This window comes from Brachyspira hampsonii 30446 (assembly GCF_000316195.1).
In the GTDB taxonomy this organism is placed as follows: Bacteria; Spirochaetota; Brachyspiria; order Brachyspirales; family Brachyspiraceae; genus Brachyspira; species Brachyspira hampsonii_C.
Map to the genome: position 1 here is coordinate 623,152 of NZ_JH994110.1, position 20,843 is coordinate 643,994.

General features: G+C 27.9%; 16 protein-coding genes and 1 tRNA gene. 6 read left to right on the plus strand and 11 right to left on the minus strand.

Annotated features, from left to right (window positions below; translation table 11 throughout):
- Positions 1–22: 22 nt before the first annotated feature.
- From A966_RS02795 to A966_RS02810, 4 genes are all read right to left on the minus strand, one after another.
- Positions 23–538, minus strand: a complete 516-nt coding sequence (locus tag A966_RS02795; RefSeq protein ID WP_008722312.1) for a zf-HC2 domain-containing protein — start codon at positions 536–538, stop codon at positions 23–25.
- Positions 535–1,080, minus strand: coding sequence for an RNA polymerase sigma factor (locus tag A966_RS02800; RefSeq protein ID WP_008722314.1), 546 nt, complete (start codon positions 1,078–1,080; stop codon positions 535–537). Before A966_RS02800 ends, A966_RS02795 begins: the two co-directional genes overlap by 4 nt.
- Before the next feature lie 21 nt (positions 1,081–1,101).
- Positions 1,102–1,554 (minus strand): Spy/CpxP family protein refolding chaperone, encoded by a 453-nt coding sequence (locus A966_RS02805; RefSeq protein ID WP_008722316.1) that lies wholly within the window; start codon positions 1,552–1,554, stop codon positions 1,102–1,104.
- A gap of 82 nt (positions 1,555–1,636) precedes the next feature.
- The gene (locus A966_RS02810; protein ID WP_039955510.1) at positions 1,637–2,035 is read right to left on the minus strand and encodes a hypothetical protein; all 399 of its coding nucleotides are present in this window, start codon (positions 2,033–2,035) and stop codon (positions 1,637–1,639) included.
- Between the two features lie 148 nt (positions 2,036–2,183).
- On the opposite strand from A966_RS02810, the gene A966_RS02815 reads away from it, so the two are divergent.
- The gene (locus tag A966_RS02815) at positions 2,184–3,263 is read left to right on the plus strand and encodes a hypothetical protein (protein ID WP_008722320.1); all 1,080 of its coding nucleotides are present in this window, start codon (positions 2,184–2,186) and stop codon (positions 3,261–3,263) included.
- 113 nt (positions 3,264–3,376) lie between these two features.
- Complete coding sequence (locus tag A966_RS02820; RefSeq protein WP_008722322.1) at positions 3,377–6,529, plus strand: efflux RND transporter permease subunit; 3,153 nt, start codon at positions 3,377–3,379, stop codon at positions 6,527–6,529.
- A 107-nt stretch (positions 6,530–6,636) separates the two neighbouring features.
- Here A966_RS02820 and A966_RS02825 read toward each other — a convergent pair whose 3' ends face one another.
- The 6 genes from A966_RS02825 to coaBC form a co-directional block, all read right to left on the minus strand.
- Complete coding sequence (locus tag A966_RS02825; RefSeq protein ID WP_008722324.1) at positions 6,637–7,830, minus strand: cation:proton antiporter domain-containing protein; 1,194 nt, start codon at positions 7,828–7,830, stop codon at positions 6,637–6,639.
- 295 nt (positions 7,831–8,125) lie between these two features.
- On the minus strand, positions 8,126–9,160 hold the full coding sequence (locus A966_RS02830) for an N-acetylneuraminate synthase family protein (protein ID WP_008722326.1): 1,035 nt from the start codon (positions 9,158–9,160) through the stop codon (positions 8,126–8,128).
- A 121-nt stretch (positions 9,161–9,281) separates the two neighbouring features.
- A tRNA-Thr gene (locus A966_RS02835) sits at positions 9,282–9,354 on the minus strand.
- 75 nt (positions 9,355–9,429) lie between these two features.
- Positions 9,430–11,751, minus strand: a complete 2,322-nt coding sequence (locus A966_RS02840) for an ABC transporter permease (protein WP_008722327.1) — start codon at positions 11,749–11,751, stop codon at positions 9,430–9,432.
- A gap of 6 nt (positions 11,752–11,757) precedes the next feature.
- The gene (locus A966_RS02845) at positions 11,758–12,465 is read right to left on the minus strand and encodes an ABC transporter ATP-binding protein (protein ID WP_008722329.1); all 708 of its coding nucleotides are present in this window, start codon (positions 12,463–12,465) and stop codon (positions 11,758–11,760) included.
- Complete coding sequence (gene coaBC / locus A966_RS02850; RefSeq protein ID WP_008722331.1) at positions 12,465–13,676, minus strand: bifunctional phosphopantothenoylcysteine decarboxylase/phosphopantothenate--cysteine ligase CoaBC; 1,212 nt, start codon at positions 13,674–13,676, stop codon at positions 12,465–12,467. The genes A966_RS02845 and coaBC overlap by 1 nt, the downstream gene beginning before the upstream one ends.
- A gap of 752 nt (positions 13,677–14,428) precedes the next feature.
- Between coaBC and A966_RS02855 the strand changes: the two genes are divergently transcribed.
- The 4 genes from A966_RS02855 (at position 14,429) to tlyC (ending at position 18,879) form a co-directional block, all read left to right on the plus strand.
- Entirely contained in the window at positions 14,429–15,088 is a 660-nt protein-coding gene (locus tag A966_RS02855) for a PhoH family protein (RefSeq protein WP_008722335.1), read from the plus strand.
- Between the two features lie 33 nt (positions 15,089–15,121).
- On the plus strand, positions 15,122–17,476 hold the full coding sequence (locus tag A966_RS02860) for an HD family phosphohydrolase (protein WP_008722337.1): 2,355 nt from the start codon (positions 15,122–15,124) through the stop codon (positions 17,474–17,476).
- 128 nt (positions 17,477–17,604) lie between these two features.
- Positions 17,605–18,030 carry an rRNA maturation RNase YbeY gene (ybeY, locus tag A966_RS02865; RefSeq protein ID WP_008722339.1) on the plus strand — a complete coding sequence of 142 codons (426 nt, stop codon included), beginning with the start codon at positions 17,605–17,607 and terminating at the stop codon, positions 18,028–18,030.
- 21 nt (positions 18,031–18,051) lie between these two features.
- Positions 18,052–18,879 (plus strand): hemolysin C, encoded by an 828-nt coding sequence (gene tlyC / locus A966_RS02870; RefSeq protein WP_008722341.1) that lies wholly within the window; start codon positions 18,052–18,054, stop codon positions 18,877–18,879.
- A 263-nt stretch (positions 18,880–19,142) separates the two neighbouring features.
- On the opposite strand, the gene A966_RS02875 is transcribed toward tlyC, so the two are convergent.
- The gene (locus A966_RS02875; protein ID WP_039955439.1) at positions 19,143–20,750 is read right to left on the minus strand and encodes a peptide ABC transporter substrate-binding protein; all 1,608 of its coding nucleotides are present in this window, start codon (positions 20,748–20,750) and stop codon (positions 19,143–19,145) included.
- Positions 20,751–20,843: the final 93 nt, after the last annotated feature.

Consider the following 20,843-nt stretch of genomic DNA (forward strand, 5'->3'; position numbering starts at 1 on the left):
TTTTTTGTCTATTGAACATGCGTTATTTACCCATATAATAAATGTATGCAGACATTATAGATATTTCTGAATCATTATTATCCAATGAATCATTTTCAGCATCAATATCACTATATGTAAAATAGCTTGATAGAGGTGCATAATCTTCTTGTGTATTATAATCATCTGAACTAGTTGTTGTTATAGAGTTATTATTGAGATCAGCAGCTATTAATTTTGAATTATCATTTGGGCTGCTTGTAATATTATTCTTGTTATATATTATACTAACAGCTCCAAATACGAGTAAAGCAGCAGCTATTGAACTTATAGATGCTATTACTCTCTTCTTATTAAATATACTTACAGGCTTTTTATCAATTTTTATATTCGATTTTCCTAAAAGTATAGATGACATAGAATTTACTTCATCTTTGAATTTCTGACAAGATTTACAAGAGGCTAAATGTTTCTCCATTTCAAAGATTTCATTAGCATCTAAATCATTGTCCTTATATCTGCTAATAAGCATTTCATAATATTCATGGTTATTTTTCATAAGCTCACCCCCATTTTTTTCATAATAGCCAAAAGTTTTTTTCTAGCTCTGAATATTCTGGTTCTGACAGTATTAACCGGCAGATCCAATTTTTCAGATATTTCATTGTAAGAATAATTTTCATATTCAGCCATCATAAGCGGAATTCTAAAATCATCTTCCAATTTTTCCAATGCCTCAGCCAATATGATTCTATGTATGCTGTCATCATTTCCAGATTCCTGTACTTCAGAATTTCTATATTCTTTCAAGCGGTATTTTTTTTCTCTTTCTTTTTTTCTTATATGATCAACCGCTCTGTTAAAGGAAACTCTATAAAGCCAAGTGTATATTTTACTTCTGCCCTCAAAGCTTTCTCTTTTTATATAAAAACTTACAAAAACATCCTGCACAATTTCTTCTGCCTCATCTTTATTAGAAATGATAGAATAAACCAAATTGAATAATGGTTTTTTATACATTTCTATAAGCTCTTTGTAAGCTTCCTCATTACCTGTTTTGAATGCATCTATATTATCTTCATAGGCCATAACACTGCTCATACTTATCCTTATAAAAATTTCCTATCTCATCATACGGCTGTTTAGCTGAGCTTTCTGCTCTGGAGTAAGAACATCTATAATATCTAAATCTCTTACTATTTTTAAATAATCTCTTAAAGCTTCCTGCTCTTTTTTCTCTCTTATCAGATTTTTAATTGCTTCTCTGTCAGTATTATCTTTCATTAATTCTAATCTTATACTGTTATCAATTCTTTCTATTTCTAATCTGATAGGCTCCTCTTCTGTGATGAATTTAATGGCTATATCATACATTCTATCAGCTTGTTCTTCAGTTAGAATGATGCCTATTTTTCTAAAAAATTGTAAAGGATCATGTCCTAATCTTTTATCAAACTCTCCGCCTCTTCTATTTCTTCCATATCCTGGACCATGAGGACCTTTAGGACCGGGCTGTGCAAAAATTGATAAAGATAACAACAATATCAAAGATATAGTATAAAATATTTTACTCATAAACTCTCCTTATCTTTCCATAACTTTTAATATTATATTATCTTTTCCTTATTAGACGAAATTATTATATAAAAAGTTCCCGCTATTTTCTAAAAATAATATAATATTTTATTTTCTTTATCTCATTATCTGTAAATAATGACAATATATCCAAGTCGCATGACATTATAGTATAATCAAAATCGGCTTCTTTTTCTTTTTTCTCAAATATTAATTTTTTTATATTATCTAAATTTATATCTTCTTTTTTTAATTCATTATTTATTTTTATATTAATTTCATTTAATTCATTTAAAATCTTTCTTACATCTTTCAAGTAGCTTTTTATGATTGAATTTATAGTATATTTTTTTTCTTTGCTTATATATATTCCAGCATCAGTTAATACTTTAATAGAAGTATCATCTATTATAAAATTTTCTTCGGCATATAAATTATATATATTAAAAATTAATAAAGCAATAATTATTATTTTTTTCATATAAACCTCTAAACCTCTTAAATTAATTGCTTTATCTTTTAGACGAACCAATTTATTAAAAAGTTCCTAAAAATGATTTTACACTTTAAAAAATAAAGTATTTATATTATAATAAAATTAATATATTTTTATGTAATTTGGATAGCTAATGTATAAAATAATTTTTTTAGATGAAAAATTAAAAATAATAAAACTTCTTTATGATAATAAAAGCAATGATATAAATGCTATGTTTTCACTTATGAAATATATAAAGTCTAAAATAAATGCAGAGATAGAGGAAACAGAGGAAGGTTTTTTATTATACAATGATGAAAAAAAATATTTATTTTATATATCAAATAATGATGCTATATGTATAAAAGTGATTATGCATAATGATAAAGTTGCTTTCACAAATTTTAAATATATGGAAAGAGAGTTTAAAAGTTATATAGATGAAATTAATACATCGCTTGCAAAAGAAAAGATAGAAAATATAAATAATTCAATAAAGAATAATATGTGGATTGATTTTATGATTTCTAGTTATGAAGACAATCTTCATATAGTAGGCGGAAATGATTTAAGTTTAGGTCATATTGCAGAGATAATTTTTAAGAATGCCTCTTTTGTGCAATGCTCAAAATATTTTAATGCATGCCCTAATGAGTATGATGTATTTTATTTATGCTCTAATGATGAGATTGAAGATATTATTAAAAAATATAAAAATGTAATCAATGGTAAATATTCTATTATGATAAAAATTAAAGCTGATGATATGAATAGTTATTTTTATATAGCATGCGATGGAATAGAGTTTATTTATAAAGAGGTGATATATGATTATGATTTTACATCTCTTTATAGTTCGGATAAAGAAAACATCATAAAGAAATATGATCTAATAAAAGAGGGTGGATCTTGGTATCAGGAAAAAGAAAACTCGCATAAAACATTAATATTTACGGATAAGTTTTTAAGCAGAAATGATACTATAGGAATATTATTTAGAATATATAAATTATGTTTTGCTAAAGTTAAATATTTTAGAACTTATATATTTAAGTTTGAGCCTTATAAATATGATTATAGGAAAGGATTTATAGAAACAGAACTTTGGGATGCTGAGTTTTTTAAACATATTGATTCTGGATATATGATTGATTTAAGATATTTGCAGTCTATAAAAAATTATGAAGACTTTATGAAATTATGCGATGAATTAGAATCTTTTGAAAAATAGAGTAATTATTTTGTTAAAAAAATATTTTGTATTGAAACTTTTTTTATAGTTATTCGTCTAAAATAGAGAATTTAAACTATATAGTATGCTATATAAAAGGCGGGTTGAAGCGAATGAAGAATTTTATAGAATTAGTAGTAAAAAGACCAGTAGCGGTTTTTATGTGTATGATAGCAGTATTAATATTAGGTTTTGTAAGTTTAAGTAAATTGGCAGTAGACTTTTTGCCGGATATGGAGCTTCCATATATTACAGTAAGAACAGAATATGAGAATGCAGGACCTGAAGAGGTAGAAAAATCAGTTACAAGAGTAGTTGAAAATGCGGTTGCCACAGTAAGCGATATTAATACAATAACTTCTACTTCGCAAGAGGGGGAGTCAAGCGTATTTATAGAATTTAATTGGGGTACTGATTTAGCAGTTGCCACAGCAGATGTAAGAGAGGCGATAGATGGAGTAAAAAACTCTCTTCCTGATGATGCTGATAGTCCTACAGTATTGAAATTCTCTACCGATATGATGCCCGTTATGGAAATAGCTTTTTTTGGAACTGACAATTTGGGGGCATTGTATACTTTAATAGATAATCAAATATTAAATAAAATAGAGCAGGCTTCAGGAGTAGCAAGGGCAGAGATTAGAGGCGGACTTCAAACTGAAATGAAAGTAGACTTGGTCTTAAATAGGCTTCATGCTTATGGTATAGATATCAATACAATAGTCTCTCTTCTTTCAAGTGAGAATCAAAACCTATCAGGAGGAGATACTTATGAAGGCGTTTATAAATACACTTTAAGAACTATGGGAGAGTTTACCACAGTAGAAGATATTGAAAATACAGTTGTAGCATTAAAAACAAATGATACACCCATAAAATTAAAAGATCTAGGAAGAGTTTATCAGGGATACAGTGATGATTCTGAGATAGTAAAGATTAACGGTATGCCTGCAATATCCGTATCTGTTAATAAAGAGTCTGGTGGTAATACTGTTAATGTATCTAAAGCCGTTCAAAAACAGCTTGCAAATCTTACTCTTCCAGAAGGCGTAGAATATGAGATACTTTTTAATAATGCAGACAATGTAAATGAATCTATAAACGGAGTTCTTGATACAGCTTGGCAGGGCGGATTATTTGCCGTTATTATATTAATGCTTTATTTATGGAATATAAAAACAGTTTCTATAATAGCTATTTCTATTCCTATATCAATAATAATCACTTTTACATTAATGTATTTTATGGGTATTACTTTAAATATTATTTCATTATCAGGACTTGTTTTAGGTATAGGTATGATGGTAGATAACTCCATTGTAGTTTTAGAGAATATATTTTTTTATAGGAATAACGGATACGGAAAATATTCTTCAGCTATAAATGGTACTTCTTCTGTGGCATTAGCAATATCCGCTTCTACGCTTACAACAATAGCGGTATTTTTGCCTTTCCTTTTTGTTGAAGGTCAGACTGGACAATTATTCAGAGATTTATGTATTACAGTTACAGTTTCTATGATAGGCTCATTATTTGTAGCTCTTACAATAGTTCCTATGCTTGGTGCCAGACTTGTAACGAATAAAAAAACTAAGTTCTTAATACCTATAGAAAATTTTGTTAATAAAAACTTTCATGACAGGGTTAATAATTTATATTCTAAAGTGCTTCACTATTCTATAAAAAATAAAAAGAAAGTATTAATTTCTTCATTGTCTGTTGTACTTGCAGTAATAGCATTAGGAGTAACTTTTATAGGCAAAGAGGGATTTCCTACTTCAGATGAAGGTCAGTTTAAGATAGATGTAGAAATGCCTGTAGGAACAAAATCAGAGCAGACTCAAAGTTTTGTAACTAGAATGGAAAGCGATATAGAAAATCTTATAGGCGAAGATTTTGACAGAATGCAGTCAAGAGTACAATCTGGTTCTGATGAAAATAAAGCAGAAATAAGAGTACAGTTAAGGGATAAAAGCGAAGGAAGAAAAAAATCTGTAGATGAATATATAGAGCTTACTAGAAATGCATTGGTTTCTTATCCTGCTCAGATTAATATAGCAGCTATAACAACTTCAGCTATAGGAGGCGGCGGAAGAAATGGCGGAACAGGAGGACAGGAGATAGAAATAGAACTTGTAGGCGATGATTTAGATAAAGCTACTGAAATAGCTAATAATATAATAAGTGCAATATCAGATATAGAAGGTATAAGAGAGCCGAGATTAAGCAGAGATGACTCAAATCCAGAACTTAAAATATATGTTAATAGAGAAATAGCGGCTAAAATGGGGCTTAATGTAAACACTATAGCAAATATTGTTAAAACAAGTTTTGCAGGTACTACAGCTACAACTATGACTCCTGCCAATTCTGATGTTACAGATATAGATGTTAATGTTCAGTTAGGAGAGCCAGACAGATTAAATATAGATGATATATCAAGACTTATGATACCTACAACTTCAGGAATAGTACCTATATCTTCTATAGCTACTGTTGAAAAAAGCTACGGACCTACGGAGATAGAGCGAAAAGACAGCACCAGAATAACCACTGTAAAAGCATCAGGATATAATAGAGCTTTAAGTGAAATAATGGCAGATGTACAGGAAAAAATAAAACAGGAAGTATTTATTCCTTCTGGTTTTAGCATAAATTATACAGGTGATTTTGAAGATATGAATGATGCTTTTTTGCAGCTTCTTCAGGCATTGGTATTGGCATTGGTATTGGTTTATGCCATAATGGCTAGTCAGTTTGAATCTTTTATAGCACCATTTGTTATAGCACTTGCAATTCCTTTTGGATTTGCAGGTTCTTTAATAGCATTATTTATAGGCCGTCAAACTTTAAGCGTATATAGCGGTATAGGATTTATTGTACTCATTGGTATTGTAGTAAATAATGGTATTGTACTTATAGACTATATGAATCAGCTTATGCATGAAAAACATATAAATGGTGATGAAGCAGCATTAGAATCAGGTCCTAGAAGATTAAGACCTGTACTTATGACAACACTCACTACTATACTTGGGCTTTTACCTATGGCATTATCAGGCGGAAGCGGAAATGAAATGTATCAGCCTTTATCTCTAGCTATACTCGGAGGTCTTTTATTATCAACAGCATTTACACTTGTTATAGTGCCTACAGTTTATGCTGCTATAAGAAATAAAATACCTCTTAAAGATTATGAGAAAAAAGATTTAGAGAGTAAAAATGATTTCAATAGTTATGATACTATAAATGTTACAGGTAAATAATTTTTTCATATATTTTCTTTATTTTTTATGATTAAGGCTTTGTTTATATAAAAAACAAATCCTTAATCATCTAATATTATTTTCAATTATTGTAAACAAATTAAAAACTATTTGTCATGCTCTAATAATCTTTTGTAAGAAGCATCTATAGCAAAAGCTCCTAATGGTGCGGTTATTAATATGGCAAGAACCGCTATAACAAGTATGATCTCTCCTGATGCAAAACCTAATGATAAAGGAATTGAACCTATTGCAGCCTGAACAGTTGCTTTAGGACAGTATGCAATCATACTAAATATTCTCTCTTTTTTATTTAGTTTAGTTTTTATTAATGATACAAGCACTCCGAACATTCTAAATATCAAAGCTGCAAATATTAATATAATTCCTAAAAAACCTGTTTTAAAAGCATAATTAATATTGACAGCAGCACCTACAAGTACGAAAAGCATAATTTCAGCAGCTACCCAAAGTTTAGAGTATTTTAATGAAAGCCTTTTTGACAATTCTTCTTTTGATTTTTTTATATATGCTCCGATACTCATAACTGCCAAAAGCCCAGATATTCCTGCTATACCTCCTAATAAATTTGATATAGAATTTTCTATGCTCACAAGTATAAAAGATATACTTAGTATGATAATTACTTTAGCACTGTCTCTTATATGAAATCTAGTAAAGAATTTTGATAGTATAAAACCTATAATAACACCTAATAAAAGTCCGAATATTATTGAAGTAGGTATTTTTATAAAATCAAGATAAGATATACTTCCTCCTTTTACAAGCGAAGTGAAGGATGTAAATAATACTATTACAAATATATCATCAACAGAAGCACCTGCCATTAATAATTGTGGTATGCTTTTATTAGTGCCGTATCTTTCATCTATAAGTTTAAGCATTTTAGGAACAAGCACCGCCGGAGAAACAGCAGCAACAACAGCCCCCATTAAAGCAGCATCTAATAAGCTAATATCAAAAAGTTTAGGAGCTATTATAATCATTCCTATTATTTCAAAAGATGCAGGTACAAAGCACATAAGAACAGCAGGTCTTCCTACCTTTTTTAAATCTTCTATATCAAGATTAAGCCCTGCTCTTGTCAATATTATAATGAGTGCTAGTTCTCTCAAATCTGCTGATATTGAAAGTATTGAATTATCAAGCAAATTAAAGCAGTATGGACCTAATATTATTCCTGTGATTATAAGCCCCAAAAGAGAAGGAAGTTTTAAAAGTGAGAATATTTTTCCAAGCATCATTCCGCATAAAAATATCAAAGCTAAACTGAGAAGCATAAATATATAATCCTTTTTTATTAGTATTTGATTTTTTATGAGTATGTGAATTATTAGATTATCTAAAAAGATATAAAAACTGAATCTGCAAATTCATATATTAATTATTAAAGATTTTATTTATTCTTTAATAATCATAAAAAATCATTAAAATTTGCAGAAGTCATCAGCTTTTATATAAAAAATAAATATAAGCGGTTTAATTATTTAATAAAAATATATATTAATTAAATAATTTAAGGAGACCTCATTCCTTATTTATTAAACTTTATCATAAAACATTTTTTATTTCAAGTTATTTTTTTAAATCCTTAAAACTTAAAGCAGTATTAGATTTTTTATCAACTTTTAATTTCATACCTAAAACTTTTTTATAATACTTAGCAGGTATTCCTACGCATGGTCTTAAAGCAATTAAATCTTTTTCTGTAATCATCTCTCCTTTAAGCATAGCATGACTTAAATAAATTCCTCTTTTAGCATATACAAGTTCTTTTTTTTCCTGCTTGCTTAATATATGCTCTTTTTTTCTTGCCGCATCCCCTCCAAGCATAGTTAATGTTTTATCAATAGATTTTATCATTTCAGACATACCATTTGTTTCTAAACTTATAATATGATCTCCCGTTTCCTTTTCAGGTGTTACAGTGAAATGTTTTTCTATTATTTTAGCACCCAAAGAAACAGCAATGATAGGAGCTTCAATGCCTATAGTATGATCTGAATATCCTATTATATTATTTTTAAACAGATTTTTCATAACAGATATTCTATTGAGTCTGGCATTTTGCAAAGGAGTAGGGTATTCTACAGAGCAATGCAGTAATGCTACTTCATTTTTTCTCAATATTTTTAATGCTTCTTTTATATCTTTATTTAAAGCAAGTCCTGTTGAAAGTATAACCGGTTTTTGTGTTTTAGCAGCGGCCTCAAGCAAAGGTATATTATCTATATCGCATGAAGCTATTTTTATTATAGGTATATCATAAGAAACAATATCATTTATAGAATCCACAGAAAAAGGAGTAGTTATAAACATGATTTTGTTTTTTTTAGCTTCTTTTATTAAAGGCTCATACCATTCTTTTTTTAATATAATATTATCAACTCCTTCTAAAGCATCATCTTTTAATTTTAGTGCCTTAGTATATTCTCTAGCAGCAAACAAAGTTTTTTGAGTGAAGCTTTGAAATTTTACGGCATCAGCACCTGATTTAGCTGCTTCTTTAATGAGTTTAATTGCAGTATTTAAATCGCCTTCATGGTTACATCCGGCTTCAGCTATTATGAAATATCCTTTTTTATTTATAATATCTTTTAATTTCAGCATATATACATATCCTAAATATTATTTGCAATATATTATCGAAATATAGTATTGATTAATTATTAAATATTTTTAGTATTGAAAGTTATATTGGAAAAAATAAGTGGGTGGGGAGTAAAAAATGAGCTGGTGATGGGACTCGAACCCGCAACCGGCTGATTACAAATCAGCTGCTCTACCAATTGAGCTACACCAGCGAAGTGATTATCATTATACAATAATTAAAAAAAATGTCAAGTATTTTTATATAAATTTATATTATTTTTATTTAATTATTCTTCTCTGTCTTTCAATCCTTCAACCATATCCAATCTGTTTATATAATATGCACTCATTATAGATACAAGGAATATTACAGTTACAAGCAATGCTACGGCAAGTATATAACTTGATTCATATACATGCGGAACGAATGAGAATAGTTTGCTTGAGAAAGGTTTTTTTACTAAATATAATATTCCATATCCTGCCGCTATTCCAAGAGGTATGGCAATTATTATCTGAGTAATAGTTTCTTTTAAAGACGCTATCATAATTTCTTTTGTAGTATAACCCATAACTTTTAGGAGAGTAAATTCATATCTTCTAGTTGCAAGAGTGATAACTCCTACACCATAAAGCGAAGTAGCACCTAGTAAAAATGCTATGAATATAAGTATTTGTACTAAAAGATATATAGTAGCTATCTGATTTTTATAGGCTTCATACTCATCATTTCTGAAACTATAATATGAAACTTCTTTGCTTTTATCTAATATATCTTTCATATCTTCTTTAGTAACATTATCTTTAGTAGATATGAATATGCTGTTATAAACATCTTGTATTTCAAATGTCTCTTCAGCAAATGTTTTATCTATATAGATATAAAACATACCTTGCTGATCAACAAATTTACTCACTTTCACTCTTCTTGAAATACTGTTTCCTAAGCTGTATAATTCTATTCCTATATAATCATTTTCTTTAATATTTAGTTTTTCAGCCAAATATTTAGGAATCATTACAGAATCTTCTTTTTCATTATTATTTGGTATATCCATAGATGAGAAACTATCTTTATATATTAAAGCGGGTATATATAAACTTTCTGCATCATCTTTAAATGCCGGATATAATCTTGCCTGATAAATTGCTGCTTTGTCATAATATTTAATTCCGTCATTAGTTAGTATATCAGAATTATCTTCCCATTTTGTAGAGTTTACATTAACAACAACATCATATAAAGCAAATTTTTCATATAAGTTATATAAGAAATAATCAAAGGAATTATTAAATCCCTGAGCAAATATAGTCATACTTATAGCAGCAAACATTCCCCAAAGAGAAGCTAAATATCTTGTTTTGCTTCTTGAGGCATTTTTTATAGCATATCTTGTATTAAAAGAAAATTTATTCCAAATAGGTAATTTCTCTATAAATATTTTTCCAGATCCTTTAGGAGGCTCTCCTCTCATAGACTGAGCAGGATTTAATTTTAATATTGATACAGCAGCTAAAAGATTTGAGAATATGCATACAAATAATATAATTACTGCTGATATTACCCATAAATCTATATAAGTATTATGATTGAAATTAGGCATATCGAATATATTTCCGAGTGCATTGAATATAGGAGGTAAAAGAAAATTGCTTGCTATAAAAGCTAAAAGTATTCCGAAAAATGATACTAAAAATGAATATTTTATATACATAAACATTATAGAAAAATCTGTAAGTCCTATAGCTTTCATTATTCCTATTTGTTTTCTTTCTACAGCTACATTTCTTCTTTGTATAATGTAAAGTAAAAGTATTGCCATAAGAAGAAGTATAGAAGGACATATATATGAGAAAGAGTCTATTTGAAGTAATGTTTGTTCATAATTCACATAGTTTACCGATTGTTCTCTGTCTGTAGATAAGAATATTTTTTGTTTTAATTTTAATTTTATTAGATTTTCAACATTTTTTTTATTAGCATCATCAGTATATTTTATATATATTGAGTTATAAGGTATATAATTAAAATGATCTTCATTAACTTCTATAACTGCAAAATCTTTAGCTTCTGATGCGGTGCTTGCTCCGTCTTTAAAAAGAAACACATAATTAGGATAAGATACTAAAGCCGCTATGACAAATGAATTAGTTTTATCATTAAATACCACTTCTACAGTATCGCCTAATTTTAGAGAATTAGCTTTCGCAAAATTTTTATTGATTGCTATTTCATTAGTTTTTAATTCTGTTTTTCCTTCATATACATAAGGTTTATTTATCCTGTCTTCTGAATTATCAGTGCCGTAAATTATAGCATCAATATTTTCTATTTTACCTTGAAATCTATGTTTAGCAACGACTCTGTCAACTCCTTTCATATCTTCAAGTTTTTCTATATCATTGGTATCAAACATACCGAATAATGCTAAATCATCTAATGTGTTTTCTTCAAAGTAGTTTTCTGCTGAAAGTTTAAAATCTCTATATACTGTTTTTACAGCAACGAAAAAAAGTACAGCTAATGTTACTATGAATACAGCAGACATAAATATAGCAAGCTGTTTATTTATTTTTCTAAATAATAGTTTTGTTTTTATATTTATCATTATTTTTTACCACTCTATATCTTCAGGATTCAAAGGATTTTCTACATCATATTTATCTAATACTTCGCCGCTCAAAATTTTTACAACAGTATCAGCCATTTTAGCTATTTCCTTACTATGAGTTATAAGTATGATGCTTGTTCCTAAATTTCTATTGAGGTCTCTAAGTATTTTTAAAGCCATAACACCTGTTTTATTATCTAATGCCCCTGTAGGTTCATCGCATAATACCACTTTAGGCTTTTTGGCTATTGCACGGGCTATACTTACCCTCTGCTGTTCTCCTCCTGATAATTCTGTAGGATAATGTTTTATTCTATTTTCAAGTCCTAGTAATTTTAAAGCTTCCTCTGCATTAGTTCTTGAAAGACCTGTAATTTCAGTAGAAAATTCAACATTTTCTATAGCGGTAAGATTAGGAAGCAAATTATAACTTTGAAATACAAAGCCTATATTTTCTCTTCTAAATTTTGCCAATCTTTTATTACTGTAATGAGATATATCCTCACCTAAAAATAATACCTGACCGCTTGTAGGCTTATCTAAAGCTCCTAATATGTTAAGTAATGTACTTTTTCCTGAACCGCTAGGACCTAATATAGCAGTAAGTTTTCCTTCTTCTATAGTAAGGTTAACAGACTTTAATGCCTGTGTGGCACCTCCTCCATGACCGTATATCTTACTAATTTCTTTTATTTCATAAAGATAACTCATTATTTCAATCCCGTAATATTATTTTTTTTATTCCATTCTGAAACAGCCTCAGAAACTATTTCTTTGGCGCATTCTTTTTTATTTAAAACAGGAAAAGATTTAAATCTTCCGTCTTTGAAAAATATTGTAATTTTATTTGTATCTTTTCCTATAGCATCTTTTATTTTATTAGCTACTATCATATCAGCATCTTTTCTATTCATTTTATCTAAAGCATAATTTTTAAGTTCCTCATCATTTTCAGCAGTTTCCGCAGCAAAAGACACTATTACTGTTTGATTTTTCTTTTTATTTTTTGCAGATAGAAGTATATCATCATTTTCGATTAATTCTATAGTATTTATATTATGTTTTTTTACTTTTTTATCAAATACTTGTGCCGGTCTGAAATCTAAAGGAGCAGCAGCCATAATAAGTATATCTGTATTATCAAGTTCATTTAATACATTATCCTGAAGTTCTTTAGTGGTATTGACTTTTATTTTCTTATCATTGTTTTTTACACTTAAAGGTTCATTAACTTTACCTTCTATATATGCGGATATTCCTCCATTTGAAGATATTTCCTCATATATAGAAGCTCCCATTTTACCGCTTGAATTATTAGTTATATATCTTATTGGATCTATCCATTCTATTGTAGCACCTGATGTAATTGTGAATCTTATGTTATTATACTTTAATGATTTATTATATGAAGTTACTTTTTGTATTATAGTATCTATATCTGCAAGTCTTCCTACTCCTGTGTCATTGCATGCCATTTCTCCGCTTTCAGGTGATATCAGTTCATAGTTTAATTCTTCTATTAAATATTTTACATTTCTTTGATTTGCTTTATTAGCCCACATATTAGGATTCATAGCAGGTGCAAAGTATTTCTTTTTTGTATATGCACATGCTATTGTACTTATAGCATCATCGCATATACCATTTGCTATTTTTCCTATAATGTTTACATCAGCAGGAGCTATTAATAATATATCCGTTTCTTCATTTATATGAATATGTCTAAGTATATCATCTTCCTGCCATAGATCCGTTATTACTTTATTTCCGCTCATAGTTTCCAATGCTTTAGCACCGACCATATTTTGTGCATTTTTTGTAACGGCACATATGACATTATGTCCTTGTTTTTTTAGATGGCTTACAAGAAATGGAGTTTTGTATGCGGATATTGAGCTTGTTATTGCTAATAAAATTCTCATAATCAAATCAAAGTATTATAACTTTATAACCCTATAATTAAAATATATTATTAAACAATTATATACTACTATAAATAAAAAAAATAGTCTATATATTTTTATTAATTTTTTATTTTTATTTTAAGTAATAATATACTATATATTTAAAATTATTTTGTTTTTTAGTAATTATTAATAAAATTATATGAATAAAATAATATTATTATATATATAATATGATATATATAAATATATATGTGAAATAATATTAACAAATACTGCAAAAAATTAGAGTATACTAAATCTATTTTTTACAATCAATTCTAAATTTATTTAAACCAATCCAATTACTTTATCATACTTGTATACTGTAAATAATTATTGTAAAAAAAATTATATTTTTTTTAGTTAATATTGACAATAGATATGATTTTAGTATATTATTAAGTAAGCAATTTTAAATATAAAGGACTTGTATAATTAATAATAAAATTTTAGATAATAAGGTAAAATTCAAAGATGCTGATTCTTTTATATCTATATGCGGAATAGAAGATAGGCATCTTGAAATACTAGAAAATAAATTTAATGTTTCCATATATCCGAAAGGAAATGAATTAACAATAAAAGGTGATCTGGTAAGAATAGAAGATACCGTAAAGGTTTTATATATTTTAAAAGATTTATATAATTCATCATCAGAAATAACTGAACAAAAAGTAATTAATATAGCAGACAATATTTGGAATAATAAAGATAATAAATTTATATCCATGAAAATCAAACTGCCTTATTTGGGTAGAAATATTGAAATGAAAACTGTATCTCAAGGCGAATATCTTTATAAGATGCAAAAAAGCGATATAATATTTTCTACAGGGGCTGCTGGTACGGGAAAAACTTTTCTTTCTGTCGCTTATGCTATAAATTTACTTTCAGATGGAAAAATAGAGCGTATAATTATAACAAGACCTGTTGTAGAGGCAGGAGAGAGTTTAGGTTATCTGCCCGGTGATTTTAAAGAAAAAATATCTCCTTATATGCGTCCTGTTTATGATGCTTTATACAGCATTATATCTGCCGATATGATATCAAGATATACAGAAGAAGGCAAAATAGAAGTAGCTCCTCTTGCTTATATGAGGGGAAGAACTTTAAGCAGAGCTTTCATTATACTTGATGAGGCACAGAATACAACAATATCTCAGATGAAAATGTTTTTAAGCAGGATAGGGGAGAAGTCCAAAGTTGTAGTTACAGGTGATATATCTCAAAGCGATTTGCCGAAAAATGCTCAGTCAGGTTTGGAACATGCTTTAAAGATATTAAGCAATATAAATGGTATTAGTTTTCACCATTTTGAAAAAAAAGATGTGATAAGGCATCATCTGGTTTCTAAAATATTAGAAGCCTATGATGGTGCTGATTATTAATAAAAATTTTATTTTTAGAAGGTATTATTATTTATGAATACAAATAAAAAAATAGCAAAATCTGTTTTAAGTAAAACACCGAATATAGAAAGATTTTTTCAATTAATTATAGCTGTATTATTATATCTATTTACTTTATTTTTGGTTTTTCCAACTTATATTCAAAAAGTTGATATACCTAATGTAGGCGATATAGTTACAGAGCCTTTTATAGTAAAAAAGAATGTTAAGTACGAAAATAAAGCAGAAACTGAAAAACTTACATACTATACAGAAGCAACTATAGCTCCGATATTTGACATGCCTAAAAATATAGAGTATGAAGCTCTATCTAAAATAAGCAATATGTTTTCTTTTATTAGAATATCTCATGATAATAATATTCCTATTGATGAAATATATAATCAATTTCTTCTTATATATGATGAGCCTATAAACAAGTCTGTATTCTCTAATGCTGTATTAAACGATCTTAATATAGGTTATGAGGCAAAAATAATAGAAACAATTAAAGAGTTATTTGGAGTTGGAATTCTTTCAAGAGGAAATTTGAGTTCTGATACATTAAGTTTGATATTAAATAATGGCATATTTGTATATAGCTATGATAATTATATAATAGAGGAAAGACTGCTTCCTAGAAATAGGGTTTTCTTTTTGGAAGATTTAAGGGTAGAACTTCCTTCAATCATAGGTACAAAATATAGAAATCTTAATATTAATCATATAAATTCTATATCCGCTATTGTAAATGCATTTCTGAAAGATAACTTAATATATAATTCTTCTAAAACAAAAGAGAAGATAAATGATGTTAAATCTAGCTTGGAGCCTGTTTATAATTTGATAAAAAAAGGTTTCCCTATTTTAACAGTTGGAGAAAGAGTAACAGAAGAAAAAGCTGAATTGATTAGAAATTTATTCGGAAATAGTTTTGGAGGATATAGTGTAGCTGTATTTATGGGACAGGCTTTATTTATTCTGATTCTTTTTTCATTTATTGGATTTATCATTTTTAAATATAAGATACCTTTCTATATAAATTTCAAAAATTTCATATTGTTTGCTATAGAGTATACCGTAATAGTTTCTGTAACTTATCTTTTTTATAATCATGTTTCTTATAATTCATTAAATATTTATATTCCTTTTTATGTATATACATTCATTCCTATGTTCAGCATAATAAACTCTTTGCTTGGAGCTAAAAGAGGAATATCTTCTATAATAACATTATCTATAACTTTGCTTGCGGCAAATGTAGCACAGGCTAGTTTATTTGAAATATCAGCATTATTTGTAATATCTGTATTTACCTCCATTTTGTCAAAAAAAATACATAATAGATATTCTATTCTTTTAATAGGTTTGCTTATAGGGGCATATTTAAGTATAATGTGTTTAATAGATGTATTATTAAATGACAATATAAAAATAAATTATTTAACTATTGTATTTGCTTTTACAAGCGGTTTTGCACAGTCTATACTTGTTATGATATTTTTACCTATTATTGAATATGTACTTGAAACAGCTACTATATTCAGACTTCAGGAATTATCAGATTTAAATAATCCTCTTCTTAGAAAACTTCAAATGAATGCTCCTGGTACTTACCATCATTCTATAAGTATGGCAAATTTAGTAGAAACTATAGCTGAGGAAATAGGTGAAGATGCAAGACTTGCATGTGTATCCGCATATTATCATGATATAGGTAAAATGGAGAATCCGCTTTATTATATAGAAAATACTAATAAAACAGAAAATAGACATAATAAATTAAAACCTACTCTTTCTGCTTCAATAGTAAAAGCACATATTCGACTAGGTGTTGAAATGGCCAAAAAATACAGACTTCCTAAAGAGGTTATCGCAGCAATTAAAGAACATCATGGAACAACATTAATAAAATATTTCTATGTCGAAGCTTTAAAAGAAAATCCTGATGTGGATATAAATCTATTTAGATATCCCGGACCTAGACCGCAGTCAAAAATTACTGCTATATTGATGATATTAGATTCTATAGAAGCAGCAAGCAGATCTTTGGATTCTCCTAAGAGAGAGGATTTGGAAATGCTTATAGATCATATTGTAAATGATAAAATGTCTATTGGTGAGTTAAATGACAGCGGACTTACTTTAAAAGATATAGAAATAATTAAAAAGATATCATTCCAGCAGATTATAGCATCATTGCATGAGAGGATTAAATATCCTGAACTTAATGATGAAAATGATAAAAATGATAAAAATGATAAAAATAAAGAAAATGAAGATGATAACAAAAAAGAAGAAAAAGATTCTAAAAAACAAATAGTTAAATATACAAAAGAAAATGATAAAAAAATAAAAATAATGTTGAAAATATTAAAGAAAATATAAAAGAAAAAATAGCCAAAAAATTACCTTTAAAGCATAAAGGGGAAAAGGATGCAAAGGAATTGAAATATAATAATAAGGAAATTAAAGAGAGCAAGGAAAATAAAGAGTCGGTAAAAAAATAGTATATTATGAAAGTTAATGTTTTCAATGAAACTAATTATGATATAAATATAAAGTATTATAAGTATTTTTTGTATTATTCTCTAAAGACTGCTGATATTGATGGAGAGGTTAATTTACTTTTTTGTGATAATGAATATATAAAAAATCTTAATAAAGAATTTAGAAATAAGGATAAAGCTACTGATGTACTTACATTTCCTATGGGGGATATACATGAAGGAGGAGATATAGTTATTTCTTATGAATGGGTAGCGGCCAGATACAGTGAAGAAAGGATAAAAAAAACTATATTAAAATTGATTATTCATTCAATACTTCATTTAAAAGGAGTGCATCATAATTACAGCAGAAAATCATTGATGGAAAATAATGAGAAGATGAAAGAATTATATGAAAGGGTTATTAAAACTATAAAGGAAAATAGATCATAAATTTTAAGGATACATATAAAAATGCCAATACATAAATTAATATCTAAAATATTAAAGAAAAAAGATAATAATACTGATAAAAATAATTATGTAAATTTATCATCATTAACAGAAGCAGAAAGAGAAATTATAACAAATACTATTGAATTAAAAACAAAAAGTGTGAGAGAAATAATGGTTCCTAGGGTTGATGTAGTTATGATACCTATAGAATCATCTTATGATAGGGTGATAAAGGCTTTTAATAAGGATAGAAATTCTAGAATTCCTGTATACAAAGACGGAATAGATGATATAGTTGGAGTCTTGTATGTTAAGGATTTGATTGATGCAGAAGAAAAAACTTTCTCGCTTAAAAAAATTCTTCATAAGCCTCTATTTGTTCCAATATCAATTTCATTAATGGAATTATTAAAAAATTTCAGAGAAAAACAGATTCATATAGCTATGGTTGTTGATGAGTACGGCGGATTTTCTGGAATTGTTTCTATGGAAGATGTACTTGAGCAGATTATAGGGGATATAAGAGATGAATATGATGAGGAAGATGAAGAGATAAAGAGTAATGATGATGGAACATATTTAGTTGATGCAAGAACTAGAATAGATGATTTCAATAAATATGATATACTTCCTCCTATACCAGATGATGAGGCAGATACTGTGGGAGGATTTTTATTTTCATATTTAGGAAGGCTTCCAAAAAGAAATGAGGATATAGAATATAATGGATATTCATTTACTGTTGTAGGTAAAAGCGGAAATATTGTTACTAAAATCCGAATAGAAAAATCAAAGAAAGATAATAAAGATAAGAATGAAAATAAATCGGAAGAAAATAAAGATTGATTTTGTTATCTAATAATATTTAGAGTAATGTATATTATAAAAAGCCCCATCTTATTTAGATGAGGCTTTATTTATTTTATTTCTAATAAAAATTGCTCGTAAAAAAATCCCTGCCATTCTCACGAATGACAGGCACTCGCAATTTTTATATTTTATTCTAAATAAGCATAGTTGAATTGATTTTTATTATTGCTAATAAAAATTGCTCGTAAAAAAAATCCCTGCCATTCTTACGAATGACAGGCACTCGCAATTTTTATATTTTATTCTAAATAAGCGTAATGGAATTGGTATTCCATTAATGGTGTTAATACATAATCTTTCAATCTTTTACTTACTAAAGTAGGATTTGATGGATTGTATATAGGTATTAGCAAATTATCTTCTGCTATAAGAAGTCTTTCAGCTTCATGCATAGCTTTCATTCTTATTTCCTGATTAGCAGAATTTCTTGCAGCTTCAATATAATTATCAAATTGTTTATTGCTGTATCCTGAACTATTTTGGGATCTGTAGCTTAAATAATTTTCTAAGAAAGTCATAGGATCGCTGTAATCGCCAATCCATAAAGTTCTTATAAGCTGATAATTTTTTTCGCTTCTCATCTGCTGATAAGCTGCCCATTCCATAGATGATATTTGCAAATCAACACCCAAATTTTCTTTCCACATCTGCTGAATTGCCTCTGCAACTTGTATATATACTAAATCTGCAGTGGTTTTATACTCAAGTACAGGAAAACCCTCTCCATTAGGGTATCCTGCTTCAGCCATTAATTGTTTAGCCATTTCTACATTATTAGAGTAAGCATCTTTTGATAAATCTATATATTCTCCTCCATTTTCTCTGAAATCTCCCTGAACATCATAAGCACCCACAGGAACCCAAGCACTTGTAGGAGATTTAGCTGTAGGAACAATATTTTCTACTATATAGTTTCTGTCTATTGCCAATGATAATGCTTTTCTTATTCTTGTATCTTTCAATACTTCATCAGCTGCATTAATACCGAATGCAATAGTAGAAAAATAAGGAGCAATATTAACTATTCCTTCAGATTTTAATTTTTCTAAATCTTGTTCTATTATATAAACAGAAAAATCTAATGAACCGTCTTTAATTCCGGCCAATGCTAAAGTAGCATCTTTCATCATAACAAAAGTAATTTTTTCAGGTACTATATTATCTTTATTCCAATAGTTGGTATTTTTTACAACAACTATTTTTTCATCAGGGCTTCTTTCAGTCATAACAAAAGCACCATTTCCTATATAGCTTTCAGGATTTAATGACCATTGATCTCCGTACTGTTCTATTATATCTTTTCTTACAGGGGCAAATATAGGATAAGTTAATATATCCAAGAAATAACCTGTAGGAGCTTCTAAAGTTATTTCTAAAGTATAATCATCAATAGCCTTTACGCCAAGCTCTTCAACAGGAAGTTCGCTTGATAATATTTTAACTGCATTTTTTATATATTCTATAAAAGAAGTATATTCAGCTGCACTTAGAGGGTTTGCTGCTCTTTGCAATGCATATACAAAATCATCAGCAACTACATTTTTTTTACCGTCAGACCATTTGGCATTTGTTCTTAAATTAAAAGTATATACAAGTCCGTCATCAGAGATATTCCAGCTTTCACAGGCTCCTGCTTGTAAATTGCCTGCTTTATCTTTTGTGATTAAAGTTTCAAATACATGCCTTGGATATACGAAATCATTTCCGGATAATGTAGGGTCTATTGTTTTAGGCTCTTCCCCTGCATTAATAAATAATTCTTTACTGTTTCTGCTTTTAGATGATGAGCATGATAGTGCAAATATCATGATAAAGGTGATTGAGATAATCAGTATTTTTCTAAACATAGTATTTTCCTTAAATATAGTATTAGTTATCATAATACTATAATAATTTATATAATGCAATTATTTTTTACTAATAATAGTAATTTATTTATG